Here is a 26,274-nt window from a genome sequence, read left to right as displayed (position 1 = left end):
GAACGAGGAAAACAAACGGGGGTGCATTCATGACAGTCGAGATCCGGATCCGCGAGTTGCAAGGCACTTGGGTCGTGCGGGCAGGCGGTGCCGTGTTGGGTGAAAGCTCATCCGCGCTGGAGTTGTCCGAGGGTGATCTGCCCCCTGTCATCTATTTCCCCCGCAGTGATCTGGCGATGGCTTTTCTGGAGCCGACTGATCATCGTACGACATGCCCCCACAAGGGCGATGCCAGCTATTTCTCCATTGAACTCAAGAGCTTCACCTTGGAGAATGCTGCCTGGAGCTATGAATCGCCCAAGGACGAAGTTTCACGGATTGCGGGCCACGTCGCCTTTTATCCGCGTGACGAGATTGCCGTCGAACAGCTCTGAGCTTTGATGCGCGGGATGCTTCACCTCTCGCAAGTCATGGATTAGACGGGAGAAACGGGCCCGGATGAACTGGGTCTTGGTCAAGGACCTGTCATGCAAGACCCGCGTGAAGCGCCTTTTCGTCTCGTCGATGCAACCTTCAGGCAGGCCTGTTCTCGGGGTGCGCGTGCGCTTTGGCGTTCGGGGCCGGAGCAGGTCGGGGTCTGGATTCTCGCTCTGATCATCGGAACGGCGGCGGGGTTTGCCGCGCTCATCTTTCGGCGCGGGATCGACTGGTTACAGACCACGGTTTACGGCACCGAGGATGTCCTGCAGCTTCACTCCTTTGCGGCGACGCTCGAATGGTATTGGATTCTCGTGATCCCGATGCTCGGCGGTACCGCTGTGGGCATCGTTCTTTATCTCTGGACCCCTGATGGCCGGGTACGCTCTGTGGCCGATGTGATCGAGGGCGCTGCGCTGCGCGAGGGCCGGGTGGAGCGCAAGGCCGGTGTGGCCTCTGCCGTCGCATCGTGGATTACCCTTTCCACAGGGGGCAGTTCGGGGCGCGAGGGGCCAGTTGTGCACCTCGCTGCGATGATTTCAAGCTGGATCGCTGACCTCTTCAAGGCGGACGCCATCCGGGGGCGCGATCTTTTGGGGTGTGCTGTTGCCGCCGCCGTTTCCGCCAGCTTCAATGCCCCCATCGCCGGAGCACTCTTCGCGCTCGAAGTGGTGTTGCGGCACTTTGCGTTGCACGCACTCGCGCCCATCGTCGTGGCGAGCGCGGCGGGGACGGTGATCAACCGCCTCGCATTCGGGGATGTGACGGAATTCGTCCTTCCGGGCACCACTGCTTTGGAATTCTATGTCGAGTTGCCGGCGTTCCTGATCCTTGGGCTGGTCTGCGGCGTCGTGGCCGCCGTGATGATGCGCTCGATCTTTTGGGCGGACGATGTTGAGAGTCAGTTGCAAAAGCGCCTTGGATTACCCGATTGGGTGCGTCCCGCGCTGGCTGGGGCGTTACTTGGGGCGATTGCGATCTTTTTCCCCCATATTATCGGGGTGGGGTATGAGACGACCAGTTCGGCCCTGACCGGTCAACTGCCCCTGCGGGAGGCGCTGATCTTTGCGATCGTGAAGGTCGTCGCCGTGGCGATTACCATCGGGGGGCGTATGGGGGGCGGGGTGTTTTCCCCTTCGCTGATGGTTGGCGCGCTGACCGGACTGACCTTCGGGTTGATCGCGACGGGGCTGTTTCCTGATGTCTCGGGCGGTCACACGCTCTATGCGCTTGCCGGAATGGGGGCGGTGGCTGCTGCGGTCCTTGGCGCGCCAATTTCCACCACGCTCATCGTGTTCGAACTGACGGGGGACTGGCAGACGGGGCTCGCGGTCATGCTCTCGGTGTCCATCTCTACATCCGTGTCCGCGCAGCTTGTGACGCGCTCCTTCTTCCTGACGCAACTCGCGCGCAAGAGGGTGCATCTGGCGGCGGGGCCGCAGGCCTATTTGCTGGGCATGTTCCGGGTCGCGGCCGTAATGCGCAAGCTGGAGGCCGGATCAGCAGAGGAAGAGCGCTGCTGGGAGCTTGTTCGCAAGGGAGTCTACATCGACGGGAATGCGACACTGGACACCGCGCTGAAACAGTTTGAGGAAGCCGGCGTCTCGGTCCTGCCGGTCGTTCCCCTGACCGATGGAGACGATGCGCCGCCTGAATTGCTTGGGGCGCTGTTCCATGTGGATTCGCTCAAGGTCTATAATCGCGCGCTCGCAGCTGCGGCAGCCGAAGAACACTCCTGAGCGTCATTCGCAGCGCCGTGGGCGCAGCTTAGCCATTGAGCAAAGAGCGGGCGGCAGCGCGCGCTTCGGCAGTGATCACATCGCCTGCGAGCATACGGGCGATTTCATCTGTGCGCTCATCGAGCGACAGAGGAATAACGCTGGTGCGGGTTTGCCCGTCGGTGACTTGTTTTTCGACCCGCCAGTGATGCGCCCCAAGCGCGGCGACCTGCGGTGAGTGTGTCACGACGAGCACTTGGCCCGGATCGGCAAGGGCGGCGAGGCGCCGACCGACGGCATCCGCAGTCGCTCCGCCAACGCCCCGGTCGATCTCGTCAAAAATGAGGGTCAGCCCGTCTGAATCCCGGGTAAGGCAGACTTTGAGGGCCAACAGGAAACGGCTGAGTTCCCCGCCGGATGCAATGCGGGCGAGTGGGCCCGCCGGCGCGCCGGGGTTTGTGGCGACGGTGAACGCCACGGCGTCGACACCCTCCGGCCCCGGGTCCGCCGGTGTGATTGTAGTTTCGAAGTGCGCGCGATCCATCTTCAGCGGAGCAAGCTCACCACGGACCGCCGCGTCGAGGGATCGTGCTGCCTCGGCTCGCGCAGCGCTCAGCGCCGCCGCCTTCTCGGCATAGCGCGCCTCTGCGACCTTCAAGGCCTTTTGGTCCCTCGCAAGATCCGCCTCGGTTCCTTCGAGAGTGGCGAGGCGCTCAGACAGGGTGGTCCCGTGCTCCGCCAAGGCATCGGCCTGAACCTGATGCTTGCGCGCGAGGGCGCGCAGTGCAAATAGCCGCTCTTCCGCCTGTTCCAGAGCCGCCGGTTCAAATTGAAGCGCTTCCAAGCAGTCGCGGATACATGCGGTGGCGTCATCAAGCTCGATCATCGTTCTCGATAGGGCATCCAACGCGCCATCCAGCCGCCCGTCAGCCGCCTCGGAGACCCCTTCAAGCCAGCGCATCGCCGTGGCCAATGACCCTTCGGCGCCACCGCTGCCGAGCACGTCGGCAGCGCGGGAGATATCCTCTCCGATCTTTTCGGCGCGCTGCATCAGGCGGCGCTTGGCGTCCAGTTCGTCCTCTTCGCCTTCACGGGGATCGAGCGCGGTAATCTCGTCGATCGCGTGGCGCAGGTAGGCTTCTTCGGTTTCGCGTTCCTCGCGCGCGGCTTCGGCGTCGGCAACCGTGCGCCGAAGCCGTGACAGCGCGGTCCAGTCGTCGCGAAGCGCCTCGATCTGCGGGCCAAGCCGACCGAAGGTGTCGAGAAACCGCCGGTGCTCTCTGGGATCAAGCAAGCCGCGATCGTCTTGCTGGCCGTGAAGCTCTACCAATGTCGCGGAAAGTTGACGCAGCACGGCACCGGAAGCCCGCCGATCATTGACGAAAGCGGTCTTGCGGCCATCCACGCCGTTGGTGCGGCGCAGGATCAGCGTATCCTCAACGGGCAGACCGGCTTCGGCAAGAACATGACGCGCCGGATGCCCCGGCGACAGGTCGAATTCGGCCAGAACCTCGCCTTGCTCTGCGCCCGTGCGAACCAGCTCGGCACGCCCGCGCCAGCCGAGCACAAAGCCCAGAGCCTCAAGCAATATGGACTTTCCCGCGCCCGTCTCGCCGGTCAAGACGTTGAGGCCCGGCCGGAATGCAAGATCCAGACGGTCGATGATCAGCATGTCCCGGATCTCTAGCGTTCGCAGCATTCAGTGACCTCGAACTCGCTGCGTCAGAGCCATTCCCCGCGCACGACCTGACGGTAGATCTTCGATAGCCAATTGTCGCCCGATGCGCGTGTTTCAAGGCCCTGTCCGGTCAGAAGGGCATAGCTGTCCTTGTACCACTCGGTGGCCTGATAGTTGTGCCCCAGAATTGCGCCGGCGGACTGTGCCTCATCCGTCAGACCGAGCGAGAGATATGCCTCGACCAGACGGTGCAGGGCCTCGGGCGTGTGGGTTGTCGTCTGGAAATCCTCGACGACCACGCGGAACCGTTTGACGGCGGCGGCATAGTGCTTGTGACGGAGGTAATAGCGGCCTACCTCCATTTCCTTGCCGGCGAGATGATCGAAGGCGAGGTCGAACTTGAGAATAGCGGACTGGGCATATTCGCTGTCTGGATATTCTTCGATGACCGTCCTGAGCGCTTGTAGCGCCTGGAACGTAAGCCCTTGATCACGGCCAATTTCGTCGATCTGATCGTAATAGCTGAGCGCCAGAAGATACTGCGCATAGGCGGCATCCTCATCGGCGGGATAAAAGTCGATATAGCGCTGAGCGGCGGCGCGGCTGTTATCGTAATCCGTATCGCGATGATAGGAGAAGGCCTGCATGATCAAGGCGCGCTTGGCCAGATCCGAATAGGGATAGAGCCGTTCCACTTCACCGAAGTAGTAGGCGGCCTGATCCGCTTTGCCGCGTGCATTCTCGAATTCGCCGCGTTGGAAGATTTCTCTGGCCGTGTAATTTTCCAGCGGCACCGTTGGCGTCGTGGTTCCACATGCGGTCAGTCCCGCCAGTACCAATGCTGCCAAGCCTGCCCTAACCCCTGCGCTGCCTGCCATTCGCCCACCTGTCTTGCATCGCGAGCGGCTTGCCCCGCCCACCTGTTCGGCAAGGGTCTAGCACAGAAAATTCCGGTGCAAAACGCCTTATCGGCACGGCGAATTTCACGCTTGATCGAGGTCAATGCCCGGCGTCATAGTGGCTGCGACACTAGACATAAGGCACCGGATGAACCGGGCTGTTGGCAGGAGAATTCCGAGGATGACCCGAACGTTACTGGCCCTGATCGGCGCCGCGTCCACGTTGGCTGCGTGTGTTCAACCCCCTGTTATCAGTGGAAAAACTCTCTTTCTGGAAAACTGCTCGGGGTGCCATGGCGCGGCCGCGAACGGGGAGGGGGCGCTGGCGGGTCACCTCGATGTGGCCCCGCCCGATCTGACACGGCTGACTGCGCGAAACGGCGGGGTCTTTCCCGAAACCCATGTTCTGAGCACGATCGACGGCTATACGCGCGGGGATCATTTCAGCCGCGAGATGCCCGAATTCGGCGCGGCGCTTGGCGGCGATCCGGTGATGATCGAGACGGGCGAGGGTATCGTGACGCCGACCCCGGAACGGCTCGTGGCCATCGCGGAATACCTACAGGCGATTCAGGTTCAATAGGCCGAAAACCTGTCAGAGATCGGGCGCTGACCGTGGACTGCGGGCCGCGCCCGATCTGTGGTTTTGGCGCGTATGACATGTGTATGACTTTCGTATGACACGGCGGCATACACTCTTGTGCACAGGCTTTTTCGGGCGCGGTTGGCTAGACGTCCAACTCTTCTACGAAGCGCGCGTTTTCCTGAATGTACTGAAACCGCAGTTCTGGCTTTTTCCCCATCAGCCGCTCGACCAGATCGCCGGTTTCGCCGGGCTCGTCTTCGTCGATTGTCACACGGATCAACTTGCGGCTGCTGGGATCCATCGTCGTTTCCTTGAGATCCTTGGCATCCATTTCGCCAAGGCCCTTGAAGCGGGAAACATCAATCTTGCCCTTGCCGCCGAGGCCCTTCTCGAACCATGCGTCACGCTCTTCCTCGTCGAGGCAATAGACCCGCCGCGCTCCTTGGGTCAGGCGATAGAGCGGGGGGCAGGCGAGGTAGAGGTGGCCCGCGTCGATCATGGGGCGCATCTGGGTAAAGAAGAACGTCATGAGCAGCGAGGCGATATGCGCGCCGTCAACGTCGGCGTCAGTCATGATGATGATCTTGTCATACCGCAGGTCGTCGATGTTGAACCGCGTGCCAAGGCCAACGCCGAGCGCCTGACTGAGATCGCTGATCTCTTGGTTGGAGCCGAGCTTGGAGGAGGCCGCGCCAAGCACGTTCAGGATCTTGCCGCGCAGGGGGAGCAGGGCCTGGGTCTTGCGGTTGCGCGCCATCTTGGCCGAACCGCCCGCCGAGTCGCCCTCGACGATGAAAAGCTCCGTGCCCTCGCGGCTTGTCGCGCTGCAATCCACCAGCTTGCCGGGCAGGCGAAGTTTCTTGGTTGCCGTCTTGCGCGCGGTTTCCTTCTCCTGCCGGCGGCGCAGCCGTTCTTCGGACCGCAGGATGAGGAAGTCGAGGATCGACCCCGCCGATTTGGTATCCGCGGCCAGCCAGTTGTCGAAGTGATCCCGCACGGATTGCTCAACGAGTTTCTGCGCCTCTGTGGTGGCCAGACGATCCTTGGTCTGGCCCACGAATTCCGGCTCCCGGATGAAACAGGACACGAGCGCGCAGCCCCCGGTAATGAGATCTTCGCGGGTGATTTGCGCGGCCTTCTTGTTGTTCACCAGTTCGCCATAGGCGCGGATGCCCTTGAGGATCGCGGCCCAGAAGCCCGCCTCGTGGGTGCCACCCTCGGGGGTTGGGACGGTGTTACAGTATGACTGGATGAACCCGTCGCGGGAGGGGGTCCAGTTGATCGCCCATTCGACCTTGCCGGGAGTGGAGAATTTCTCCTTGAAATCGACCGTGCCACCAAAAGGGCGGTCGGCATAGGTGCTGGCCGAGCCTAGCGTTTCGGTCAGATAGTCCGAGAGACCGCCCGGAAAATGAAAGCTCGCCTCCGTCGGGGTTTCGCCATCATCAACGAAGGTCTTCCAGCGGATTTCGACCCCGGAAAAGAGATAGGCCTTGGAGCGCACCATCTTGAACAGCCGCGCGGGCTTGAACCGGTGGTGGCCAAAAATCTGCTCGTCGGCGTGGAAGGTCACGGTGGTCCCGCGGCGGTTGGGGGCCTGACCGACCTTTTCCACCGGGCCGAGCGGAATACCGCGGGAGAATTTCTGCTCATGCAATTCCCGGTTTCGCGCGACCTGCACCACCATCGAATCCGACAGGGCATTGACGACCGAGGCACCAACACCGTGCAGGCCGCCCGAAGTCTCGTATGCATCGCCGGAAAATTTCCCGCCCGCATGGAGCGTGCACAGGATGACCTCCAGCGCGGATTTGCCGGGGAACTTGGGGTGCGGGTCGATCGGGATGCCGCGCCCGTTGTCCTGTACGACAACCGAATAATCGGCATTCAGCGTGATTTCGATCCGGTTCGCATGGCCCGCGACGGCCTCGTCCATCGAGTTGTCGAGCACTTCTGCGACAAGGTGGTGCAGCGCCCGTTCGTCGGTGCCGCCGATATACATGCCGGGGCGTTTGCGCACCGGTTCGAGCCCTTCGAGCACTTCGATCTGGGAGGCGTTATAGTCGCCGTGATCGGTGGCGGAGAGGAGATCGTCGGCCATCGGCTGCTCTCTTTCTTGGTATCGTTGAGCGGGCAGTATGGCAGAGGGGGGCGGGAGGGAAAAGCGGATTGACGGGGCGCGCCGTTTCGCCATCTTGGGCCAAAACGGAGGATATCATGCGGGTTGCATTCACAGGCGGATCGGGCAAAGCGGGGCGGCATGCGGTGCCCTATCTACAGGCGCAGGGGCATGAGGTGTTCAACCTCGATCTGGTGCCGTTGGAGGGATGCGAGACCCTGCAGGTTGATCTGACGGATTCGGGATCAGTGTTCAACGCACTGACGTCGCTGACAAATCTGAACCAACTTGATGGGGAGGGCGTGCAACGTTTCGATGCCGTGGTCCACTTCGCGGCGATCCCGCGCATCCTGATCAAGCCGGACAATGAGACGTTCGCGACCAATATGCTGAGCACCTACAACGTGATGGAAGCGGCGGTGAAGCTCGGCATTCCGAAGGTGATTTTTGCCTCCAGCGAAACGACTTACGGGGTGTGTTTCGCGCAAGGGGATCTCAAGCCTGACTATCTCCCGGTGGATGAGGAGCATCCCACCGTACCGCACGACAGCTATGCGATGTCAAAGGTCGCGGGCGAGGTGTGCGGGCGCAGTTTTCAGGCGCGATCCGGCATCGATATCTATGGCCTTCGCATCAACAACGTCATCGAACCGCATGAATACAAAGCAATGTTCCCCGCCTTTATGGAGGATCCCTCGCTCCGTCGGCGCAACATTTTTGCTTATATCGACGCGCGGGACCTTGGGCATATGGTCGATTGCTGCCTCAAGACGGACGGGCTTGGGTATGAGGTGTTCAACGTCGCGAACCCCGATCTTTCGGTGGGGATCAGCAATGCCGAGGTGCGCGCACGGTTCTATGACGGGGTGCCGGTACGGCGGGACATGGGGGAGCGGGAGACGTTTTACGATATCTCCAAGGCGCAACGCCTGCTCGGCTTCAGCCCGAAACACAGCTGGCGTGATGTTCTTGATCCGACGGTCTGAGGGAGGCGGTGGTGGGAAAGATACACTAAGCTGCGAGCATCAGAAACGCACACAGTGCGGCAAAAATGGGCGCTGCAAGGTACCAACCATATAAGGTCAGTTTGGCAAAAAGATCCAACTTCGTGAAATTACCAGGAATTTCATCCAATATGGTTTGGATCTCCTCCAACTGCGAGTTGGTGCGTTCTACTGCCTGAGTAGCGGATAAGATGTCCTTGCTCATCTCCTGATATATTTCGTCGTTTCTGATATCGGCATCCCGTCTCCGAACCTGAACTTCGTCAATTTTGCGCAGTTGTTCATTCACCGAGCTAATGCGACTGATACAGTCACCAAGTAAGTCGATCCTATCGCGGAGATTGTCCAAAACAGGTTCCGTTGCGTTCACACTTCCCTGTGAATCGAATTTTGCCTTTGGTAAAGAGTTTGATTTGAACCATTTGGCATAAGAAAGGTAGTCGGAATACCAATGAATTACTAGCGCGGACGTCGAGAAAGCTATTATGGTGCCTGCCGTAAGAACGTATGCTTCAACTGGTAAAGCTTCTTGGAATATGGGCCAGTTTAGCGGTTTCAGGTTATACTGCTCCACTAAAATCACGGATCCCGAAGCAATAGATAGAGTGCGCGCTGAAGCCACTGTTTCTCTGGATAAGATTTCCTTCGAGTTCAGTTTCAACCAATCACCCCCTCAAACTCCCGCCATTCGCCCTTGGACATTCCGGAGGTTTCCTGTGTGACCTCCTCACCCTTCAGCATCCGGCGCAGGCAATCAAGGGCTTTGCCGGAGAGCGTCGCGCCGCCGAGGCGGTAGTCTTCGAAGGCCCGATAGGCAAAGGGGACCCAGTCGGCGGTGATCTTGCAGAGCGCGTCGGCATAGACGCGGATTTCGTATTGGGCATGGGCATCGGCGCGCAGGCGCAGGAAATGCAGCAGGTTGTGCAGATCCACTTTCCAATACCACTGAGTATAGATATTGGCGGGCAGATTCATGCGGGCCAATTCGCGGGCGAGGCCCTGTTGGCCGTCGTCGGAAATCATTTCCTCGTAATGGTCATAAGCGCGCATCGCATCGTCACGGAGATAGCGCAGGACGCGGTCGGCCTCTTCTCCCGAAAGGGCTTCGCCGCGGCCTTGGTTGTTGACGACGGATTGCGCATTCAGATGGTCGGGCGAGGGGATATAGAATTCGCGGTCGAGGATCGAATAGCGGGCGGAGTATTCGTTGACGTTCGCGGTGCGGTGACGAATCCACTGGCGCGCGACAAAGACCGGCAATTTGACGTGCAGCTTGATTTCGCACATCTCGAACGGGGTCGAGTGCCAATGCCGCATGAGATAGCGGATCAAGCCTTCGTCGTTCGACACGGATTTGGTGCCACGACCATAGGAGACGCGGGCCGCCTGACAGATCGCCTCATCATCGCCCATGTAGTCGATCACCCGGATGAACCCGTGATCCAACACGGGGTGCGCGGTGTAGAGGTGCTGTTCCATCCCCGGCGCGGTGGCGCGAAGGGTCTGATGCGATTGAGCGCGCTGCGCGTCGATTTCGGCCTGCTGCTCGGGGGAAAGGGGCATGGAAAGCTCCGTCATGTTTGAGTCGGGGTTCACTATATCTTGAGTTGTGTGGCTGCGGAACCGCGATATGGGGTGGGTCTGGACGGGGCCACAAATGAGTTTAGGTTGGGCCCATATTCACTGAACGAAGAGGGGGTCGCCCATGGGCATCGAGTATCTGCACACGATGGTGCGTGTGAAGGATTTGGAAAAAAGCAAAGCGTTCTATGAGCTTCTGGGCTTGCAGGAACGCCGCCGGATCGAGAGCGAGAAGGGGCGCTTCACGTTGGTCTATCTCTGCCCGCCGGGTCAGGACGATGGCCGCGCGGATGTGGAATTGACCTACAACTGGGACGGCGACGACGGGCTTCCTTCGGACAGCCGGCACTTTGGCCATCTGGCGTACCGCGTGGATGATATTTATGCGATGTGTCAAAAGCTTATGGATGCGGGCGTGGTGATCAACCGGCCGCCGCGCGATGGGCACATGGCCTTTGTCCGCAGCCCTGACAACATCTCTGTCGAGTTGCTTCAGAAAGGCGATTCCCTGCCCGAGCAGGAGCCTTGGGCCAGCATGGAGAACACCGGGCATTGGTAAGACTGGCGGCAGCGTTGGTGTGTCTGGCAGGGGCGGGAGAGGCCGCCCCCTGCCGGCTCGCTCTGGCGCTGGCGCTGGATGTGTCGTCTTCGGTCGACGCTGAGGAGTATGCCCTGCAATCGCGCGGCTTGGCCGCAGCGTTGAACGCCGGATCAGTGCGCGGGGCGATCCTGAGCGAGGGGGAGGCGGTCTGGCTCCTTGTGTATGAGTGGTCCGGCCCGCTGCGCCAGCATCTCGTTCTGGATTGGACAGCGCTGACCTCGGGGGCGGAGATTGATCGGGTGGTCGCGGTGCTTGGCGGAGCAACGCGAAGCCGGGCGGATCTGCCGACGGCGCTTGGTCATGCCTTGGGTTTTGGGGCCACTCAATTGCTGCGTGGACCTGATTGCGCGCGCCGGGTTCTGGATGTCTCGGGTGATGGAGAGAACAATTCAGGATTCCGTCCATCGCTGGCCTACCGGCATTTTCCCTTCGACGGGGTGACGGTGAACGGTTTGGCAATTGTGACCGGAGAACAGGACGTTACGGGGTATTATTGGCGCGAGGTCGCACGAGGGCCGGGGGCCTTTGTGGAAACCGCTGATGGGTTCGAGGATTATGAGCGGGCCATGACACGCAAGCTCTTTCGAGAGATCCGGGGCGCTCGTCTGACCTCGTTGGAGAGCACGTGGCCGGGGTGAGGGCGATTCTTCTCGCGGCGCTGATACCGTTTTGCGGACAGGCGGCCGCAGAGTGCAGGTTGGCGCTGGCCCTCGGGATGGATGTATCGGGATCGGTCGATGACGTGGAGTATCGCCAGCAGCTTGACGGGCTCGCGAATGCGCTCATGTCCGATGCGGTACGCGGCGCGCTTCTGGCGATCCCGGGGCGGCCGGTTCGGATCACGGCGTATGAATGGAGCGGCCCCGGAGCGATGCGGATCTTGCTGCCGTGGACGGAAATCGACGGCGCGGTAACGCTCGCGCAGGCCGCGGGGCAGATAAGGCAGATCGAACGTCGGGAGTTCCCCCCGGAAACAGCGCTTGGCCGCGCGCTTGAAATCGGAGGCGGGTTTCTGGCGGAGCAACCCTGTGATCGCCGAACGCTTGATATTTCGGGGGACGGTCCATCAAATGCGGGGCCACATCCGCGGTCGGTCACCCTGCGGGGAGTGACGGTCAATGGTCTGGTGATCGGTGGCGGCGCGGGCGATCTGGCGGGGTACTACCGCGCCTATGTTACCCAAGGGCCAAACAGCTTCGTCGAAATCGCCGAGAACTTTGCCGATTACGAAGCGGCCATGCGATTCAAGCTGCTACGCGAGATCGGCGGGCTGGCCGTGGCCGCCGTGGCCACAACCGAAGATACGCCATCACGATCGCAGGGCGATCAGTAGATATAGCGGATCTGATCGCTCCAATAGCGCTCCAGGCGCTTGAGTGTCATGGTGATCTCGTCCAGCGACACTTCGTTCAATACGTTCTTTTCGTCCATCCCGGTGGCGTGACGATCAAAGAGCCCGCTGACCACGTCGCGGATATGGCGGCCCTTTTCCGTCAGGCGCACCCGGACAGAGCGGCGGTCAATGTCGCAGCGCTGATGATGCATGAAATCGAGATCGACCAGCTTCTTGAGGTTATAGCTGACGTTGCTGCCCTGATAATAGCCGCGCGTCTTGAGTTCGCCTGCCGTGACTTCATTGTCACCGATGTTGAACAGCAAAAGACCCTGAACCGCGTTGATCTCCAGGACGCCGACCCGTTCGAATTCGTCCTTGATCACATCAAGAAGAAGACGGTGGAGCCGCTCGACCAACGCAAGCGCGTCGAGGTAGCTGTTGCCGAGGCCCGACTCTGTTTTCGGGTTGAATTGACCATGAGCGCTCATTTGTGACTCCGTTCGAATGCCTTGAACAGAGTCTTGGGGCAATTTCTCCAATATTCGGTTAAAATGTAATGGGTTGTGCGTACGCACGAGTTAATCCGCGTTAACCGTAACGCGTGCTCAGGCGGGGGTGGATGCGGCGATATCGTCGATGAGGGCGGTATAGCGTTTCGGCGCGGTATCCTGACCCGCAACCCAGCGATAGAGATCGTGATCATTCTCCGTCAGCAGCGCCTCATAGAGGTCGAGCGAGGGGTCGTCCAACTCAGCCAGCCGGGCGGTCGCCCATGTGGAGAGGATGATATCCATCTCCTTGATTCCGCGCCGCATGGATCGCATGCGCAGACGTTTCAGCCGGATCTCGCGGGATTCGGTGGTCATGCGAGTTCTTCCTTGAGACGTTGACGAAGACGCTTTTCAAGAATGCCCAGCCGTTCGGCGGATTTGGTCATCTGAGTCTTGAGATCGCGGATTTCCGTAAAGACGGCGGTGAGATCCGCTGGCAGTTCCTCTTCGGGCGGGCCGGAAACCCCTTCGCCCTCGCCGGTGAGCAACCACACGATGGAGACATTGAGCAACCCGGCAATCATCGACAGCTTGTTGGCGCGTGGCTCGGACAGATCACTTTCCCAATCGGTGAGGGTCTTGAGCTTGACGCCAAGCCGCCTCGAAAGATCCTTTTGAGTAAGCCCGGCCTTTTCACGCGCGGCGGTCAGCCGATCACCGAACGTGGCCGCGTCGGGGCCATACCAGTCATCCTGATCCTGCATCTTCGCTCCGTCCTCCATCAACCCTTCCCGCTTGAATGCGGTTTGGCCCAAGCCTAAGACATGACGACACCAGTTACAAACGGGGGCCGGGCCATGTCCTTCCTTTCTGCGACGCTTGCGCGAGTCAAACCGTCACCGACGGTCGCGATCACCAACCTCGCGCAGGAGATGAAGGCGGCGGGCGCGGATGTCATCGCGCTTTCGGCCGGGGAGCCGGATTTCGACACGCCCGATCACATCAAGGCCGCCGCCGTGCGTGTGATCGGTGAGGGGCGGACCAGATACACCGCCGTGGACGGCATTGCCGAGCTTAAATCCGCCATCTGCGCCAAGTTCGCGCGGGATAACGACCTCAGCTACAGCCCGTCGCAGATCTCCGTCGCGACGGGGGGCAAGCAGGTGCTTTACAATGCGCTCATGGCGACGCTGAATCCCGGCGACGAGGTGGTGATCCCGGCGCCCTATTGGGTCAGCTATCCCGACATGGTCCGGCTCGGCGGCGGAACCCCTGTGATTGCGGAAACCTCGCTGGAGACACGTTTCAAGCTGACGCCGGAGGCATTGGACGCCGCGATTACGGAAAAGACCAAGTGGTTCATCTTCAATTCGCCGTCGAACCCCTCGGGCGCGGGATATACGCGCGATGAGTTGCAGGCGCTGACCGATGTTCTGTTGCGGCACCCGCATGTGTGGATCCTGTCGGACGACATGTATGAGCACATTGCCTATGACGGTTTCGAATTCTGGAGCCCGGCGCAGGTCGAACCAAAGCTGCTGCCCAGAACCCTGACGGTCAACGGCGTGTCCAAGGCCTATGCGATGACCGGGTGGCGCATCGGATACGCGGGTGGGCCGGAAGACCTGATCGGTGCGATGCGCAAGATCCAGAGCCAATCCACCACCAATCCCTGTTCGATCAGCCAATGGGCTGCGGTCGAAGCGCTCAACGGGCCGCAGGATTGCTTGGCCGAAAACGCGGCTCTCTTTCGCCGCCGTCGTGATCTGGTGGTTGCGGCGCTCAATGCCGTTGATGGGATCACCTGTCCGGTGCCCGAGGGGGCATTCTATGTCTATCCGTCCATCGCGGGTCTGATCGGCAGGAAGATGCCGGATGGAACGGTGATCGACAGTGATGAGACCTTCTGCACCAAACTGCTGGAAACCTCCGGCGTTGCGGTCGTCTTTGGCGCGGCCTTCGGGCTTAGCCCGCACTTCCGGGTTAGTTATGCGGCGGCGGACGATGTGCTCGCGGAGGCATGCAGACGCATAGCGGCCTTCGCCGGGTCTCTGGCGCCCGCATGAACGAAGATCTGCCAGAGCTTTACTTTCGTCTGCGCGAAAATGGGGCTGCTGTCTTTCGTGTCGATACCGAAAATCGGCAGGGCCGGCTCGACCTCGTACAGATTGCCAGCGTGAACCTGCGCAACGGCGAGATCCGGGGGCAGGGTGGGCGAGAGCTGACACCCGGGGAGCACACCGAGATCGAGGCTTGGCGCGATGCACGGCTGGCGAGTTTATCGCGGCGCGATGCGGAGTATCCCGAGCGCATCATTGAGGAGGTGAACCTTTTCGCGCACTGGGTCCAGAGTCGGGCCGAGCCGGAGGTGATCGAAGAGACCAGCGACCGGTTGCTCCTCGCGCTGCACGATCTGCGCGCTGTTATCGTGCGCAAATTGGCCGACAAGCTTCGTGAGGAGAAATGAACGGCGATCTGCAACGTTTCGTCGCCGCCCAAGAGGGCGTCTATCCGCACGCGCTGGACGAGTTGCGCGCAGGGCGCAAGCAGGGCCACTGGATGTGGTTCATCTTTCCCCAGATTGCGGGGCTTGGGCGTTCGGCTAATGCCGTCTATTTCGCGATTGCAGATCTTGATGAGGCGCGCGCCTATCTTGAGCATCCGGTTCTGGGCCCGCGTTTGGTTGCCTGCGCAGGCGCGATATTGACCCATTCGGGCCGCTCGGCGCAGGAGATATTGGGGGCAATCGACGCGCAAAAGCTTCGCTCATCGGCCACACTCTTTCGCGAGGCTGGCGGTGACGCGGTATTCGAGCAGGTGCTTGGCACCTTCTATGAGGGTGACCCTTGCCCGGTCACCCTTGCGCGTCTGCATGGTGGGGGGTGAACCCGGCGGCAGCGGATGCTGATCCGAGCGCTTGCATCTGAATTACTTCGCCTTGATGTCCCCCGCCATTTTGCGCCCGTCTCGTCCTTCGATAAACTCGAATTCGACTTGCTGGTTCTCGGCCAGTCCCGTCAAACCTGATCGCTCGACCGCCGAAATATGTACAAAGACGTCACTACCGCCTTGTTCAGGCTCGATGAAACCGTAGCCCTTGGTCGTATTGAACCACTTTACGGTGCCGCTAGGCATCCTTCCCTCCTTGTCGCGCGTCTTACCGGGAAAACCGATGGCCCGGCCAGTGCTGTGACATGGCTCCGCCGCCCTTTGTCGGGGTAGACGCCGGATGGCGGATATAAGATGTCACGTCCCGAAGGATTGCACGACTCGGCGAAAAATCAAGCCAAACGGGTGCTTTTGGGCGGTTCTAGAATGGATATGCTCAAGTTTTGATGGAGGCGAAATGATCATCTATGGGCTGAAAACCTGCGATACCTGCCGGAAGGCCCGCCGCGCGCTTCCGTCGGCGGCGTTCGCCGATGTGCGCGATGATGGGGTTCCCTCGGCGGTTTTGCAGCGCGCGATTGCGCGGTTTGGCGACGCATTGATCAACCGCCGCTCAACGACGTGGCGCGAGCTGTCGGAGGCTGAGCGCGCTCTACCCGTCGAGGCGCTGATTTCCGCCCATCCCACTGTAATGAAACGCCCTCTTATCGACGATGGCGAGGGGCTTCATCTTGGTTGGGATCCACAGACCAAAGCGGCGTTGGGTGTCTGACGCCTAGCTCGCCAACCCAAGATCAAAGCGCTGGCACATGCCGTCGAGGAAGAGCCGCGCATCCTGCGCCGTGGCTTCTGTCAGCGATGTCTTGCCCCACGCATCGCCCAGAAAACGTCCGAACGTCCCTACCGCTGCAGTGCAGAAGCCGAGCGGCCAGCCGGTGAAGAACCGGCGGGAGGTCAGCCCTTGGCCCAGTATCACCACCGCGTTGTGACGCGAATCAACAGAGATCCTGTTGCGCAGTTCGATAAGCTCCGCTCTGGGCCCTTCGAGGTATTGGAGCAGTAGGTCGCCCTCCCGGTACAGGAACCCGGTGATATCGCAAACACCGTTGGCAATGCGGGCCTGGGCGATGAGATCTTGCTCCTCCAAGGAGCCGGGTCTCAGGCATGGCCGAGAGTGATAGGAAAAATAAAACATGGCGAATGACCTCCCCGAAATCCGCACTCCCTCAACCTGGAACTAAGACTAAAGTCTTGTTTCACATCCTGCAACTTCTGGTTGAGCGTGCGCAGCATTGAGCGCCGCACCGCCGCTTCAGACGCCCATGAAACGGCCAAACTTGCCCAAGGCGAAAAGGAGCGGCTCTCCCGTCCGGTGCGCGGCGCGCAGGACTCGGCCAACGACGATTGTATGATCGCCGGCGTCATGGAGCGCCTCACGTTCGCATTCGAAGTGCGCAAGGCATCCGGCGATCACCGGCGCGCCCTCCGCGCTTCGATGCCAATCAAGGTCGGCATAGACATCGCCCTCGCGGGCGAAGCCGGTTGCGATGTCCTCTTGATCAGAGCCCATGACGTGGATGGTGAAATGCCGCGCACCGACAAAAGCAGAGTGGCGCGCCGAGGCGCAGGCCACGGACCAAAGGACCAGCGGCGGATCCAAGGAAACGGAGGAAAAGGAGTTGGCCGTGATGCCGATCGGCCCCTGTTCCGTTTCGCAGGACACAACCGTTACCCCGGTGGAAAAACACCCAAGGGCGCGGCGATAGTCCTGCGCCGTTTCGGCGCCGGGAACAAAGGTTTCGGCCACGCGGTGTACTCCCAAGTCTGTCACAGCACGTCGTGACCTAATGCGCCTGCGAAGATGTCAAATGGCGTGCGCAGGGTCAAGGCGAGCAGGCGGCCGGTTCAGGCATCGGCAGGGGTGTTGAGATCCTGTATCAAGCGCCCGTGTTGCGAGGTCGCCTCGATGGTTTGCCCCAGTGTCCTGATGCCCCGGCTCATGAGCATCGGGATCATCCGCACCAACGCTTCGGCAGTGGCGCGGGCATCGCCCAGTGCCGTGTGGCGAAGGTGGGCGGGGATCGTTACCCCAAGTCGATCGCACAGCGCGTCGAGCGCATGGGGCTCCGACGTGCCATAGAGCACCGCCGACAACAGGACCGTATCGAGAATGGGGTGGTCCCAGGTACAGCCGGTGGCCTTTCCCGACTTGTGCAGAAACGCCATATCGAACGGCGCGTTATGCGCCACGATGACAGCATCTTCGCAGAAGTGGTGGAACCTGCGCGAGGTTGTGGCGAAGTCGGCGGCTCCGGCCACCATGGCATCGTTGATACCGTGCACGCGGGTCGATGCGGGCGGAATCGGACGGCCCGGGTTGACCAACTCGTCGACCTCTTCTCCGGCCAGGATCCGCCCGTTCATCACCCGCAGGGCGCCGATCTGTACCACGTCGTCCTTATGCGGCAGAAGGCCCGTGGTTTCGAGGTCAAACACCACGCAGGTCAGCCGGTCAAGCGGGCATTGAGCCAGCGTTTCGGGCGGTTTGGCCACCATGCCGAAATCATAGGCAAGGGGGCGGGACGCCTCGGGCGCGAGTTTCGCTTCGGCATGTTCGATCAACAGCACCGAATTGCCGTCCGTCCCGAGCGGTTTGAGTGCGCAGTCAAGCGCCTGATCACCGGCGCGGGCGGTAAAGGAGACGGGCCGCCCCGTCTTGGCAACCTGACGTTGGGCCTGTTCCACCGCCGCGGGGTCAAGATAGCTTGTGATCCGGGCATGAAGGCGTGGCGGCGCGATGGAGGCCAGAACCTCGGCGGCTTGTCCGTCATACAGCGTTATGCGCCCCTCCGGCGAGAGCAGGATCGTGGCGATGGGGATTTCCGTGAGGATCTGGGCAAGGCGGGTGCGTTCGGCCTCGAGCAGCGCGGTGCGTTCCTGTGTAAGGCGATCCGCGGCCCGGTGGGCCAGATGCGTTTCCTCCGCCAGCGCCTTGGCCGCGGGAAGCAAATCCCCGAGGTCTTGCGCATTCGGGGCTGTGGGCAGGTGTTCGGCATGGGAACAGGCGCGCAACCACGCGGCAACCCGCTCCAACGGCCGGGCCAACCGGTCATCCAAGAGATACCCGAAGCCCGCCGCGACAAAGATGAGGGCGAAGCTGCCGAATAGCCCGGCGAACAGAAGCGGGTCGTCGCTGCGCCCCGCGAGGATCAGCCCCGCCCAGAGCGCCACAACAGCAACTCCGGCGCAGAGCGCGACGCCCTTCCAGATGCGTGCGCGCAGGCTCATCCCGCCCCCCCGCAGATCGTGCGCAGGATCGAGTCATCATCGCCGGGGGCGACCCACAAAAGCCCCTCGATCTGTCCGTCGGGGGCAAAGGCGGCGCCGTCGCTCAGGATGGCGCGCCGATCTGCTGCGCAATCCGCTACGATGGTCGCGCTGCGGGTGGCCTGCCAGCGGCCGAAGAAATAGAGGTCGGAAATCTGGGTTGTCGGGGCATCGTCGTGGCGGCGCAGGGTAGCCATATCCACGGCCACGAAGCGATCAACATAGGGCACGAGATAGGTCCATGGTCGATAGGCCGCGCGGGATTCCACTGTTTCGGCAACGATCATGTCCGCAGGCAAGGCATCCGCCGTGCGCCCGTACCAGCCGTATTCGGAGGCGATCGTGGTGCCCAGCATCGCCGCCCCGGCAAAGACCGGTGCCGTCCAGCGGGGCAGACGCCCGCCCAAGAGCCGCCCGAGCAGAAGCGCGATACCCGCCCCCCCGATCCCGGCGGCAATCACCGCAACGAGTTCCAGAAACATCTCTTTCCTCCCGGGGTCTTTGCCCCTTTTGCGGGCCGATTCAGCTCAAGGCGCCGCGCCCGTGCCCGATGGCGCTCTGCATGGATTTGACCACAACAAACGCGTCACGCAAATGACTTCGGTCAAAATCCGACAATTCGGCCGGTGACAGGTAGTTGTCGGGAGCTTGCGAGGCGGCCACGCGCCGGGCCTGATGGGCAAGCCGGCTTTCGGCGATCAGGTCATAGGCGTCCAGCAAGCTCTGTCCGCCACTGGCCGAGACGACCCCCGCTGCGATCCCCGCCTCGATGCGCGCGCGGGTGTTGGCAGGTTTCAGCTGACCCTGCAGCGCATAGACGCGGGCCAGATCGGTGACCGGCACGACGCCGCTATGCTTCATGTCGATATGGTTGCGGTGTACGCCCGATCGGATCGTGGCAAAGCCGCGAAAAAGGCTGAGCGGCGGCGTGTGCTTGAGCGAGTTGGCCACCATATGGGCGACAAAGATGGAGTTTCGCGCGGCCTTGCGGAGCGTTTCGTCCTGCAGATCGCCAAAGAGCGCCGTGGCCCCCCCGATGGGGCGCAGGTCGAACATGACGGAGGCAAGCATCTGGGCCTCGGGGTCCGGGCGCGTGATCCACCCGTCGAAATAGTCGCGCCAGACGGACACAGGCTGTCGCCAGCGTGGGTTGGTCGCCATCATGTCACCGGGACAATAGACATAGCCGCAGGTATCGAGCCCGTCACAGACGAATTGGGCCAATTCAGCGAAATAGCCATCCCGGTCGGCATCGCTGACCCCGTCAGCGAGGAAGAGGCAATTGTCCTGATCGCTGACACCGGTCTGTTCCTGCCGGCCTTGCGATCCGCAGGCCAGCCAGAGATAGGGCAGGGGCGGCGGGCCAAGCCGGGCCTCAGCCAAAGCGAGGAGTTTTCGCGTCGCGGTATCGGCCACATCTGTGATCAGCCGCGTGATGACATCGTGACGAAGACCCGTGGCAAAGAGCTGCGCGAGCAGGGAAGGGATCTGCGCTGTGCTGCGCGCCATGACGGTGGCGTCCGGCGCGCTGGCAATCCCGCGCACGAGTTCCGCAGAATTGAGCGCCTGATACCGCGTGAGATCCGTCTGCGTGACAATTCCGGTCAGGCGCCCGGCTTCGCAGATCGGCACGTGGCCAACCCGCCGTTCCATCATCAGGTGCAGTACATCGGAGCCGATCGCATCGGGGGAGAGCGTGACGATATCGGTGCTCATCACCTCGGAAACCGGCGTCTCGGGCGGGCGCGCATCGGCCACGACGCGGCCGGACAGATCGCGCAAGGTCACGATCCCGGCGAGGTCATCGCCCACGGTCACGCACAGGCAGGACACATGATGATCCCGCATCAGGCGCGCGGCCTGCTGGACGGTGGTTTCGGGTGGGCAGGAGATCGGCGTTCGGGCCATGAGGGCGTCGACGCGCGACGTCGACAGATCTGCACGGGGGCCGCGCGTGGGCCGGCCGCGTTCGAAGAACCGCTGGAAGGCTGGCGCACTTTGGCGCAGGCGTGTGAACTCTTTTACCGGAATGATCAGGACTTCGACGGGTGTTTCCGCGCGTGCGGAACTTGCGGCCAGACCGTTGCGCATAAGGCCGCGCTCGCCAAAGGAATTGCGGGGACCAAGATGGGAAATGACTTCGCCCGTCTCTCCGAGTATCTCCACCAACCCCTCGCGTACGAGGTACAGCCCCTCAAGCGGCGCGCCGTAGGCATAGATATCGGATCCGGCGGGGATGCGGGTGCGCGTGATACGGGCGGCGAGCGCCTGACGTTCCTGCGCATTGAAGCTGTCGTAGGGATGAACCGATGCAAGAAATTCGGCGGTATCGGCAATCTCGGTCATGGGATTGGTCCGTCAAAAAGTCCCGCCCGGGAACGCCCGGGCGGGAGAGGAGGAGCGGGCCATGCAGTTGGCCCGCGCCGGGGGGATCAGTGATCCTGCGCCGTGCCGGCCCCGCGGGGGATCCGAACGCTTTCGACGAGGTCCTTGATGTGCTGCGGCGTGTCCTTCGTCGCGAGGGAGACCGCATAGGCCACCGCGAAGTTGATCGCCGCGCCCACCGCACCGAAGGACGTTGACTGGACAGTGCCAAGCAACGGATCGGCGTCGGTGAAGCTGTTGGTGTCAGGGATGAAGAACCAGCCCTTGTGCAGGAAGATATAGAGCAGGGTCACAAGCAGACCTGCGAGCATCCCGGAGACCGCACCGACGTTGTTGATACGGGTCGAGAAGATCCCCATCATCAGCGCCGGGAAGATCGAGGCCGCAGCCAGTCCAAAGGCGAGTGCCACCGTTTGGGCGGCGAAGCCCGGAGGGTTCATCCCCAGATAGGTTGCCACCGCGATAGCGACGCCCATGGCGATCCGAGCGGAGAGCAGTTCACCCTTCTCTGAGATGCCGGGGTTGATCGCGCCCTTGATCAGGTCATGAGAGACCGCTGAGGAAATCGCCAGCAACAGACCCGCCGCCGTGGAGAGCGCCGCAGCAAGGCCGCCAGCCGCCACAAGGCCGATCACCCAACCGGGAAGGTTGGCAATCTCGGGGTTGGCAAGGACGAGGATGTCGCGGTTGAAGTTGGTAAGCTCGTTCCCCTCCCAGCCATTTTCCGCGGCACGTGCCTGAAGTTCGGGGCTGGCGTCGTTATAGTATTGGATACGCCCGTCACCGTTCTTGTCTTCCCAGCCGAGAAGGCCGGTTGTCTGCCATGTCGCCATCCAGTCATAGGCCGGATCGCTTTCGATCTGTTCGATCGCCACGGCCTCACCAGAGGTGCCTTCGGGCCACATCAGATCGGTGATGTTGAGCCGCGCCATTGCGCCCACGGCCGGGGCCGTCAGGTAGAGCAGGGCGATGAAGACGAGCGCCCAACCGGCGGACCAGCGAGCATCGGCAACGCGGGGAACCGTGAAGAAGCGCATGATGACGTGGGGCAAGCCCGCGGTGCCGATCATCAGCGACAGGGTGAAGAGCACCATGTTGACGGTGTCGCCGTTATGGGCGGTGTATTCGTTGAAGCCCAGGTCAGTGACAATCTGGTCAAGACGCGCCAGAAGTGGCTCGCCGCTGGCCTGATGCTCGCCGAAGAGGCCAAGCGCCGGGATCGGATTGCCGGTCAGTTGCAGCGAGATGAAGATCGCCGGGATCGTGTAGGCCATGATCAGCACGCAGTATTGCGCAACCTGCGTATAGGTCACGCCCTTCATGCCGCCAAACACTGCGTAAGCAAAGACAACGCAGGCGCCGATCAGCAGGCCGGTCGTGTTGGACACCTCAAGGAAGCGGCCAAAGGCCACGCCCACGCCGGTCATCTGACCGATCACATAGGTGGTGGAGGCCACGATCAGACAGATCACGGCAACCATGCGCGCGGTCGGGCTATAGAACCGATCGCCGATGAATTCGGAGACGGTGAACTTGCCGAACTTGCGCAGGTAGGGAGCCAGGAGAAGGGCCAGAAGGACATAGCCGCCGGTCCATCCCATCAGGTAGGTGGAGTTGTCATAGCCCACGAAGGCGATGAGACCTGCCATCGAGATGAAGGAGGCTGCCGACATCCAGTCCGCCGCCGTGGCCATGCCGTTGGTGACGGGGTGGATGCCCCGGCCAGCGGCATAGAATTCCGCCGTCGATCCGGCACGGGCCCAGATCGCGATGCCGATATAGAGCGCGAAGCTCGCACCGACGAAGATGAGGTTGAGGGTAAACTGATCCATTGCCTTATTCCTCGTCCACGCCGTGTTCGCGATCGAGCTTGTTCATGCGCCATGCGTAGAAGAAGATCAGTGCGAGAAACACAAGAATGCTGCCCTGTTGGGCGAACCAGAAGCCAAGGTCGCTGCCGCCGACCGCGATGCCCGAAAGCATGGGGCGCAGCAGGATGCCAAAGCCGAAAGATACCACAGCCCAGATGATGAGGCTGATGATGATAAGGCGCAGGTTGGCTGACCAGTAGCTACGGTCTGCCTCTCTGACTTGCGCCGAATGTGACGATTGTTCCGCCATTGTGCGGTCCTCCTCTTTTCCCTCCCGGACGCGGCTCGCGCCCGTGATCCTCCTGTCGCCGGGGCCTTGCGGGCCCGGGCGGGTGTTCAGCAGATGGCCGTTCGGACCACCCGGTCGAGCTCGGTCGCGATGTCGTCGATCGAGCCCATGGCATCGATCCGGTTGAGCGCACCGCGTTGTCGATAATAGGCGATGAGCGGCGCGGTCTGGGCGTGATAGGCCGCCAGTCGCTGGCTCACGGTGTCCGGCGTGTCATCGGCTCGGCGGACCATTTCGGTTCCGCCGCAATGGTCGCAGGTGCCCGGTGTGGCGGTCTTCTTGAAGCTGTCGTGATAGCCTTCTCCGCAGCCCGCGCAGGTGTAGCGCCCCGAGATGCGCGTCACCATCGCTTCGTCCTCGACATCTAGGCTGATCGCGGTGGTGATCCTTTGACCGCGCTCCGCCAGAAGCGCCTCGAGCGCGTCTGCCTGCACGGTGGTGCGGGGAAAGCCGTCGAGGATGACCCCGCGCGCGCAGTCAGGTTCCGACAGGCGATCGTTGAGGATCGCGATGACGATATCGTCGGAGACGAGTTGCCCCGCCTCCATGACCGCCTTGGCCCGCAGACCCGCTTCGGTGCCCGCGGCAACCGCTGCGCGCAAAAGGTCTCCGGTCGAAAGCTGGACGAAGCCGAAGTTTTCCGCGAGGCGCCGCGCCTGGGTTCCCTTGCCCGCGCCCGGAGGCCCGAGCAGGATCAATACGGCTGCGGCGAGGTGTGTTTGTCCATCCATCACGATCACGCCCGGTTCATGCGATTGTCGATGAGATCGTCGACCACCGCCGGTTCGGCCAGCGTGCTGGTATCGCCGAGCGCGCCGAAGTCGTCTTCAGCGATCTTGCGCAGGATGCGGCGCATGATCTTGCCCGAGCGGGTCTTGGGCAGGCCGGGCGCCCACTGGATAAGGTCGGGTTTGGCGATGGGGCCAATCTCGGTCCGTACCCATTTCTCCAGCTCCTTGCAAAGCTCGTCGGAGGGCTCGACCCCGTTCATGAGCGTGACATAGCAATAGATGCCCTGGCCCTTGATCGGATGGGGGTACCCGACCACGGCTGCTTCCGCGACCTTGGCATGGGCGACGAGAGCGGATTCGACCTCCGCCGTGCCCATCCGGTGACCCGACACGTTGATGACGTCATCGACGCGCCCCGTGATCCAGTAATAGCCATCCGCATCGCGGCGGCAGCCATCGCCGGAGAAGTAGTATCCCTTGTAGTCGGAGAAATACGTCTTTTCGAACCGGTCGTGATCGCCCCAGACGGTGCGCATCTGCGCAGGCCAGCTATCCTTGATGCAAAGCACGCCCTCGCACTCTGTTTCATGGATCTCTTCGCCGGTATGCGGATCGAGAACCACGGGCTGCACGCCAAAGAAGGGCAGGGTGGCCGAGCCGGGTTTGGTGTCGATGGCGCCGGGCAGCGGGGTCAGAAGGTGTCCGCCCGTTTCCGTCTGCCACCAGGTATCGACGATGGGGCAGCGGCTTCCGCCGACGACCTCGTTGTACCAATTCCACGCTTCGGGGTTGATCGGCTCGCCAACCGTTCCAAGGATGCGCAGGGAGGACAGATCGTACTTCTCGACCCATTCCTTGCCCTGTCCCATCAACGCGCGAATGGCGGTGGGCGCGGTATAGAACTGGTTTACCTTGTGCTTCTCGCAGACCTGCCAGAAGCGCCCGGCATCAGGCCATGTCGGCACGCCTTCGAACATCAAGGTGGTCGCGCCATTGGCGAGAGGCCCATAGACGATATAGCTGTGCCCGGTGACCCAGCCTACGTCGGCCGTACACCAGTAGACGTCGCCTTCGTGATAATCGAACACCATCTCATGCGTCATCGCCGCAAAGAGAAGATAGCCGCCGGTCGAGTGCACGACGCCCTTCGGCTGTCCGGTGGAGCCGGAGGTATAGAGGACGAAGAGCGGGTGCTCGGCATCGACGGGCACAGGCTCGCTGTGATCATCGGCCTCAAGCGCCAATTCGTTGTAATCAAAGTCGCGCCCGTCGATCCAGCTTGTCTGCTCGCCCGTGCGGCGGACCATCAGAAGCTTGACGCTGTCCTTGCAGTGCAACAGCGCCGCGTCGGTATTCGCCTTCAGTGGCGTCTTGCGCCCCCCGCGGGGGGCGTGGTCGGCGGTAATGACAAGCTTGGCATCGCATCCGTTGATCCGGGAGGCCAGCGCATCGGGTGAGAAGCCCGCAAAGACGATGGAATGGATCGCGCCGATCCGCGCACAGGCCAGCATGGCATAGGCAGCCTCGGGGATCATCGGCAGATAGATCACCACCCGGTCCCCCTTGCGAACGCCGAGGTCCTCCATGATGTTGGCCATCCGGCAAACACTGCGGTGCAATTCGCGGTAGGTGATGTGTTGGGCTTCGGTCGCGGGATCATCGGGCTCAAAGATGATGGCGGTCTGATCCGCGCGCGTCTCCAGATGCCGGTCGATGCAATTGGCCGCGACGTTAAGTTGGCCGTCCTCGAACCACTTGATCGAAACCTGGCCCAAGGTGAAATCGGTATTCTTCACCTTGGTGAAGGGCGTGCTCCACTCCAGCCGCTGCGCTTGTTCGGCCCAAAATGCTTCCGGATCGGCGACTGATGCGGCGTATAGTTCGCGATAGCTCTCGGCGGTGACATGTGGTGTACGGGCCGAATGACCGGCAATGGCAGATGCGTCTGCGCGGTCGATGGTATCCATCGTCATAGCTGTTCTCCCTCAACTCCGAAGCCATCCTCCCTCCAGAGGTTGGCCTGTCACTCGTTATAACGGAGATGTGAAAAAAAATATATAAGTATCTTTAAACAAAGGATTTTCGTGTAAATAAATTTTCCGGGTCCCCTATATTTTGTAAATTTCCCTCATACGTTGAGCGAATATTAAGCATTTTCCAATCACTCATCTGTAAATTAAGCATTTGAAAGTTCCCTCTTGCAGTGACGTAACGTCATGCATGTGCGCTTGGGTCGCACCCCTCCTACGGCAGCAGTGCGGGCTTTCGGGGCGGAGAGATTCGCCGCGTCCTGTTCCGAATGGGCCGCTTGGCAGGGCGCGCCTGCTCGGCTAGCCTGCCGCGATAAGGTGC

29 protein-coding genes are annotated in these 26,274 nt (G+C 61.6%); 11 read left to right on the top strand and 18 right to left on the bottom strand.

What is annotated here, in order from left to right; all coding sequences use genetic code 11:
• The first annotated feature begins 29 nt into the window (after nt 1-29).
• Both BM234_RS04890 and BM234_RS04885 read left to right on the top strand, forming a co-directional pair.
• Nucleotides 30-374, top strand: coding sequence for a DUF427 domain-containing protein (locus BM234_RS04890; RefSeq protein WP_092061131.1), 345 nt, complete (start codon nt 30-32; stop codon nt 372-374).
• Nucleotides 375-467: 93 nt separating this feature from the next.
• Nucleotides 468-2,156, top strand: a complete 1,689-nt coding sequence (locus BM234_RS04885) for a chloride channel protein (RefSeq protein ID WP_092061129.1) — start codon at nt 468-470, stop codon at nt 2,154-2,156.
• Nucleotides 2,157-2,184: 28 nt separating this feature from the next.
• Here the strand turns inward: BM234_RS04885 and recN are convergent, their stop codons facing one another.
• A complete protein-coding gene (gene recN, locus BM234_RS04880; RefSeq protein ID WP_092061127.1) occupies nt 2,185-3,834 on the bottom strand; it encodes a DNA repair protein RecN in 1,650 nt (549 codons plus the stop codon).
• 23 nt (nt 3,835-3,857) lie between these two features.
• Nucleotides 3,858-4,691: an outer membrane protein assembly factor BamD gene (locus BM234_RS04875; protein ID WP_092061125.1), complete on the bottom strand. Its 834-nt coding sequence runs from the start codon at nt 4,689-4,691 to the stop codon at nt 3,858-3,860.
• Nucleotides 4,692-4,893: 202 nt separating this feature from the next.
• Between BM234_RS04875 and BM234_RS04870 the strand changes: the two genes are divergently transcribed.
• On the top strand, nt 4,894-5,295 hold the full coding sequence (locus tag BM234_RS04870; RefSeq protein WP_092061123.1) for a c-type cytochrome: 402 nt from the start codon (nt 4,894-4,896) through the stop codon (nt 5,293-5,295).
• 145 nt (nt 5,296-5,440) lie between these two features.
• Here the strand turns inward: BM234_RS04870 and parE are convergent, their stop codons facing one another.
• Nucleotides 5,441-7,399, bottom strand: a complete 1,959-nt coding sequence (gene parE / locus BM234_RS04865) for a DNA topoisomerase IV subunit B (protein WP_092061121.1) — start codon at nt 7,397-7,399, stop codon at nt 5,441-5,443.
• A gap of 116 nt (nt 7,400-7,515) precedes the next feature.
• On the opposite strand from parE, the gene BM234_RS04860 reads away from it, so the two are divergent.
• On the top strand, nt 7,516-8,403 hold the full coding sequence (locus BM234_RS04860; protein ID WP_092061388.1) for an NAD-dependent epimerase/dehydratase family protein: 888 nt from the start codon (nt 7,516-7,518) through the stop codon (nt 8,401-8,403).
• 25 nt (nt 8,404-8,428) lie between these two features.
• On the opposite strand, the gene BM234_RS17220 is transcribed toward BM234_RS04860, so the two are convergent.
• Nucleotides 8,429-9,082: a hypothetical protein gene (locus BM234_RS17220; protein ID WP_139226765.1), complete on the bottom strand. Its 654-nt coding sequence runs from the start codon at nt 9,080-9,082 to the stop codon at nt 8,429-8,431.
• Nucleotides 9,079-9,984 carry an FAD-dependent thymidylate synthase gene (gene thyX, locus BM234_RS04850; RefSeq protein ID WP_092061117.1) on the bottom strand — a complete coding sequence of 302 codons (906 nt, stop codon included), beginning with the start codon at nt 9,982-9,984 and terminating at the stop codon, nt 9,079-9,081. Before thyX ends, BM234_RS17220 begins: the two co-directional genes overlap by 4 nt.
• A gap of 142 nt (nt 9,985-10,126) precedes the next feature.
• Between thyX and BM234_RS04845 the strand changes: the two genes are divergently transcribed.
• Genes BM234_RS04845 through BM234_RS04835 form a run of 3 tightly spaced genes read left to right on the top strand, consistent with a single transcriptional unit; the run spans nt 10,127 to nt 11,936 of the window.
• Nucleotides 10,127-10,561, top strand: a complete 435-nt coding sequence (locus BM234_RS04845) for a VOC family protein (protein WP_092061115.1) — start codon at nt 10,127-10,129, stop codon at nt 10,559-10,561.
• Nucleotides 10,555-11,241 (top strand): DUF1194 domain-containing protein, encoded by a 687-nt coding sequence (locus BM234_RS04840; RefSeq protein WP_245752488.1) that lies wholly within the window; start codon nt 10,555-10,557, stop codon nt 11,239-11,241. The genes BM234_RS04845 and BM234_RS04840 overlap by 7 nt, the downstream gene beginning before the upstream one ends.
• Nucleotides 11,229-11,936: a DUF1194 domain-containing protein gene (locus tag BM234_RS04835; protein ID WP_245752486.1), complete on the top strand. Its 708-nt coding sequence runs from the start codon at nt 11,229-11,231 to the stop codon at nt 11,934-11,936. The genes BM234_RS04840 and BM234_RS04835 overlap by 13 nt, the downstream gene beginning before the upstream one ends.
• Here the strand turns inward: BM234_RS04835 and BM234_RS04830 are convergent.
• The 3 genes from BM234_RS04830 to BM234_RS04820 all read right to left on the bottom strand — a co-directional run bounded on the left by BM234_RS04830 (nt 11,930) and on the right by BM234_RS04820 (nt 13,212).
• Nucleotides 11,930-12,427, bottom strand: coding sequence for a MarR family winged helix-turn-helix transcriptional regulator (locus BM234_RS04830; RefSeq protein WP_092061111.1), 498 nt, complete (start codon nt 12,425-12,427; stop codon nt 11,930-11,932). The two genes, BM234_RS04835 and BM234_RS04830, sit on opposite strands and share 7 nt — an antisense overlap.
• 117 nt (nt 12,428-12,544) lie before the next feature.
• A complete protein-coding gene (locus tag BM234_RS04825; protein ID WP_092061109.1) occupies nt 12,545-12,805 on the bottom strand; it encodes a succinate dehydrogenase assembly factor 2 in 261 nt (86 codons plus the stop codon).
• Complete coding sequence (locus BM234_RS04820; RefSeq protein WP_245752484.1) at nt 12,802-13,212, bottom strand: helix-turn-helix domain-containing protein; 411 nt, start codon at nt 13,210-13,212, stop codon at nt 12,802-12,804. The genes BM234_RS04825 and BM234_RS04820 overlap by 4 nt, the downstream gene beginning before the upstream one ends.
• A gap of 75 nt (nt 13,213-13,287) precedes the next feature.
• On the opposite strand from BM234_RS04820, the gene BM234_RS04815 reads away from it, so the two are divergent.
• The 3 genes from BM234_RS04815 to BM234_RS04805 are packed head-to-tail and all read left to right on the top strand — an operon-like array spanning nt 13,288 to nt 15,316.
• The gene (locus BM234_RS04815) at nt 13,288-14,496 is read left to right on the top strand and encodes a pyridoxal phosphate-dependent aminotransferase (protein WP_092061107.1); all 1,209 of its coding nucleotides are present in this window, start codon (nt 13,288-13,290) and stop codon (nt 14,494-14,496) included.
• On the top strand, nt 14,493-14,897 hold the full coding sequence (locus tag BM234_RS04810) for a hypothetical protein (protein WP_092061105.1): 405 nt from the start codon (nt 14,493-14,495) through the stop codon (nt 14,895-14,897). The genes BM234_RS04815 and BM234_RS04810 overlap by 4 nt, the downstream gene beginning before the upstream one ends.
• Nucleotides 14,894-15,316, top strand: a complete 423-nt coding sequence (locus BM234_RS04805) for a DUF1810 domain-containing protein (RefSeq protein ID WP_092061103.1) — start codon at nt 14,894-14,896, stop codon at nt 15,314-15,316. Before BM234_RS04810 ends, BM234_RS04805 begins: the two co-directional genes overlap by 4 nt.
• 42 nt (nt 15,317-15,358) lie before the next feature.
• On the opposite strand, the gene BM234_RS04800 is transcribed toward BM234_RS04805, so the two are convergent.
• Nucleotides 15,359-15,565, bottom strand: a complete 207-nt coding sequence (locus BM234_RS04800) for a cold-shock protein (RefSeq protein ID WP_092061101.1) — start codon at nt 15,563-15,565, stop codon at nt 15,359-15,361.
• Between the two features lie 211 nt (nt 15,566-15,776).
• On the opposite strand from BM234_RS04800, the gene BM234_RS04795 reads away from it, so the two are divergent.
• Nucleotides 15,777-16,091, top strand: coding sequence for an ArsC/Spx/MgsR family protein (locus tag BM234_RS04795; RefSeq protein WP_092061099.1), 315 nt, complete (start codon nt 15,777-15,779; stop codon nt 16,089-16,091).
• A 3-nt stretch (nt 16,092-16,094) separates the two neighbouring features.
• Here the strand turns inward: BM234_RS04795 and BM234_RS04790 are convergent, their stop codons facing one another.
• The 9 genes from BM234_RS04790 to acs all read right to left on the bottom strand — a co-directional run bounded on the left by BM234_RS04790 (nt 16,095) and on the right by acs (nt 25,889).
• The gene (locus BM234_RS04790; protein WP_092061097.1) at nt 16,095-16,514 is read right to left on the bottom strand and encodes a BLUF domain-containing protein; all 420 of its coding nucleotides are present in this window, start codon (nt 16,512-16,514) and stop codon (nt 16,095-16,097) included.
• 117 nt (nt 16,515-16,631) lie between these two features.
• Complete coding sequence (locus tag BM234_RS04785) at nt 16,632-17,126, bottom strand: flavin reductase family protein (protein WP_217645943.1); 495 nt, start codon at nt 17,124-17,126, stop codon at nt 16,632-16,634.
• Between the two features lie 98 nt (nt 17,127-17,224).
• The gene (locus BM234_RS04780; protein ID WP_092061093.1) at nt 17,225-18,607 is read right to left on the bottom strand and encodes a 3'-5' exonuclease; all 1,383 of its coding nucleotides are present in this window, start codon (nt 18,605-18,607) and stop codon (nt 17,225-17,227) included.
• The gene (locus BM234_RS04775) at nt 18,604-19,128 is read right to left on the bottom strand and encodes a hypothetical protein (protein WP_092061091.1); all 525 of its coding nucleotides are present in this window, start codon (nt 19,126-19,128) and stop codon (nt 18,604-18,606) included. The genes BM234_RS04780 and BM234_RS04775 overlap by 4 nt, the downstream gene beginning before the upstream one ends.
• Before the next feature lie 40 nt (nt 19,129-19,168).
• Nucleotides 19,169-20,992, bottom strand: coding sequence for a DUF294 nucleotidyltransferase-like domain-containing protein (locus BM234_RS04770; protein ID WP_092061089.1), 1,824 nt, complete (start codon nt 20,990-20,992; stop codon nt 19,169-19,171).
• A gap of 86 nt (nt 20,993-21,078) precedes the next feature.
• A complete protein-coding gene (locus BM234_RS04765) occupies nt 21,079-22,863 on the bottom strand; it encodes a sodium:solute symporter family protein (protein ID WP_092061087.1) in 1,785 nt (594 codons plus the stop codon).
• Nucleotides 22,864-22,867: 4 nt separating this feature from the next.
• Nucleotides 22,868-23,152 carry a DUF4212 domain-containing protein gene (locus tag BM234_RS04760; RefSeq protein WP_092061086.1) on the bottom strand — a complete coding sequence of 95 codons (285 nt, stop codon included), beginning with the start codon at nt 23,150-23,152 and terminating at the stop codon, nt 22,868-22,870.
• A gap of 86 nt (nt 23,153-23,238) precedes the next feature.
• Complete coding sequence (locus BM234_RS04755) at nt 23,239-23,922, bottom strand: adenylate kinase (protein WP_092061382.1); 684 nt, start codon at nt 23,920-23,922, stop codon at nt 23,239-23,241.
• Between the two features lie 5 nt (nt 23,923-23,927).
• On the bottom strand, nt 23,928-25,889 hold the full coding sequence (acs, locus tag BM234_RS04750; protein ID WP_175501206.1) for an acetate--CoA ligase: 1,962 nt from the start codon (nt 25,887-25,889) through the stop codon (nt 23,928-23,930).
• Nucleotides 25,890-26,274: the final 385 nt, after the last annotated feature.

Origin of the sequence: Poseidonocella pacifica, from assembly GCF_900111875.1 — a bacterium.
Taxonomy (GTDB): Bacteria; Pseudomonadota; Alphaproteobacteria; order Rhodobacterales; family Rhodobacteraceae; genus Poseidonocella; species Poseidonocella pacifica.
This window is presented reverse-complemented; position numbering and strand designations above follow the sequence as displayed.

Excerpts from the sequence above, each read along its gene's own strand:
- BM234_RS04890 (WP_092061131.1), top strand. The coding sequence starts at position 30 with ATGACAGTCGAGATCCGGATCCGCGAGTTGCAAGGCACTTGGGTCGTG.
- thyX (WP_092061117.1), bottom strand. The coding sequence starts at position 9,984 with ATGCCCCTTTCCCCCGAGCAGCAGGCCGAAATCGACGCGCAGCGCGCT.
- BM234_RS04815 (WP_092061107.1), top strand. The coding sequence starts at position 13,288 with ATGTCCTTCCTTTCTGCGACGCTTGCGCGAGTCAAACCGTCACCGACG.
- BM234_RS04755 (WP_092061382.1), bottom strand. The coding sequence starts at position 23,922 with ATGGATGGACAAACACACCTCGCCGCAGCCGTATTGATCCTGCTCGGG.
- BM234_RS04810 (WP_092061105.1), top strand. The coding sequence starts at position 14,493 with ATGAACGAAGATCTGCCAGAGCTTTACTTTCGTCTGCGCGAAAATGGG.
- BM234_RS04805 (WP_092061103.1), top strand. The coding sequence starts at position 14,894 with ATGAACGGCGATCTGCAACGTTTCGTCGCCGCCCAAGAGGGCGTCTAT.
- parE (WP_092061121.1), bottom strand. The coding sequence starts at position 7,399 with ATGGCCGACGATCTCCTCTCCGCCACCGATCACGGCGACTATAACGCC.
- BM234_RS04765 (WP_092061087.1), bottom strand. The coding sequence starts at position 22,863 with ATGGATCAGTTTACCCTCAACCTCATCTTCGTCGGTGCGAGCTTCGCG.
- BM234_RS04830 (WP_092061111.1), bottom strand. The coding sequence starts at position 12,427 with ATGAGCGCTCATGGTCAATTCAACCCGAAAACAGAGTCGGGCCTCGGC.
- BM234_RS04800 (WP_092061101.1), bottom strand. The coding sequence starts at position 15,565 with ATGCCTAGCGGCACCGTAAAGTGGTTCAATACGACCAAGGGCTACGGT.
- BM234_RS04845 (WP_092061115.1), top strand. The coding sequence starts at position 10,127 with ATGGGCATCGAGTATCTGCACACGATGGTGCGTGTGAAGGATTTGGAA.
- BM234_RS04760 (WP_092061086.1), bottom strand. The coding sequence starts at position 23,152 with ATGGCGGAACAATCGTCACATTCGGCGCAAGTCAGAGAGGCAGACCGT.
- BM234_RS04795 (WP_092061099.1), top strand. The coding sequence starts at position 15,777 with ATGATCATCTATGGGCTGAAAACCTGCGATACCTGCCGGAAGGCCCGC.
- BM234_RS04780 (WP_092061093.1), bottom strand. The coding sequence starts at position 18,607 with ATGAGCCTGCGCGCACGCATCTGGAAGGGCGTCGCGCTCTGCGCCGGA.
- BM234_RS04775 (WP_092061091.1), bottom strand. The coding sequence starts at position 19,128 with ATGTTTCTGGAACTCGTTGCGGTGATTGCCGCCGGGATCGGGGGGGCG.
- acs (WP_175501206.1), bottom strand. The coding sequence starts at position 25,889 with ATGGATACCATCGACCGCGCAGACGCATCTGCCATTGCCGGTCATTCG.
- BM234_RS04860 (WP_092061388.1), top strand. The coding sequence starts at position 7,516 with ATGCGGGTTGCATTCACAGGCGGATCGGGCAAAGCGGGGCGGCATGCG.
- BM234_RS04870 (WP_092061123.1), top strand. The coding sequence starts at position 4,894 with ATGACCCGAACGTTACTGGCCCTGATCGGCGCCGCGTCCACGTTGGCT.
- BM234_RS04875 (WP_092061125.1), bottom strand. The coding sequence starts at position 4,691 with ATGGCAGGCAGCGCAGGGGTTAGGGCAGGCTTGGCAGCATTGGTACTG.
- recN (WP_092061127.1), bottom strand. The coding sequence starts at position 3,834 with ATGCTGCGAACGCTAGAGATCCGGGACATGCTGATCATCGACCGTCTG.
- BM234_RS04885 (WP_092061129.1), top strand. The coding sequence starts at position 468 with ATGCAAGACCCGCGTGAAGCGCCTTTTCGTCTCGTCGATGCAACCTTC.
- BM234_RS04820 (WP_245752484.1), bottom strand. The coding sequence starts at position 13,212 with ATGGAGGACGGAGCGAAGATGCAGGATCAGGATGACTGGTATGGCCCC.
- BM234_RS04770 (WP_092061089.1), bottom strand. The coding sequence starts at position 20,992 with ATGACCGAGATTGCCGATACCGCCGAATTTCTTGCATCGGTTCATCCC.
- BM234_RS04825 (WP_092061109.1), bottom strand. The coding sequence starts at position 12,805 with ATGACCACCGAATCCCGCGAGATCCGGCTGAAACGTCTGCGCATGCGA.
- BM234_RS04790 (WP_092061097.1), bottom strand. The coding sequence starts at position 16,514 with ATGTTTTATTTTTCCTATCACTCTCGGCCATGCCTGAGACCCGGCTCC.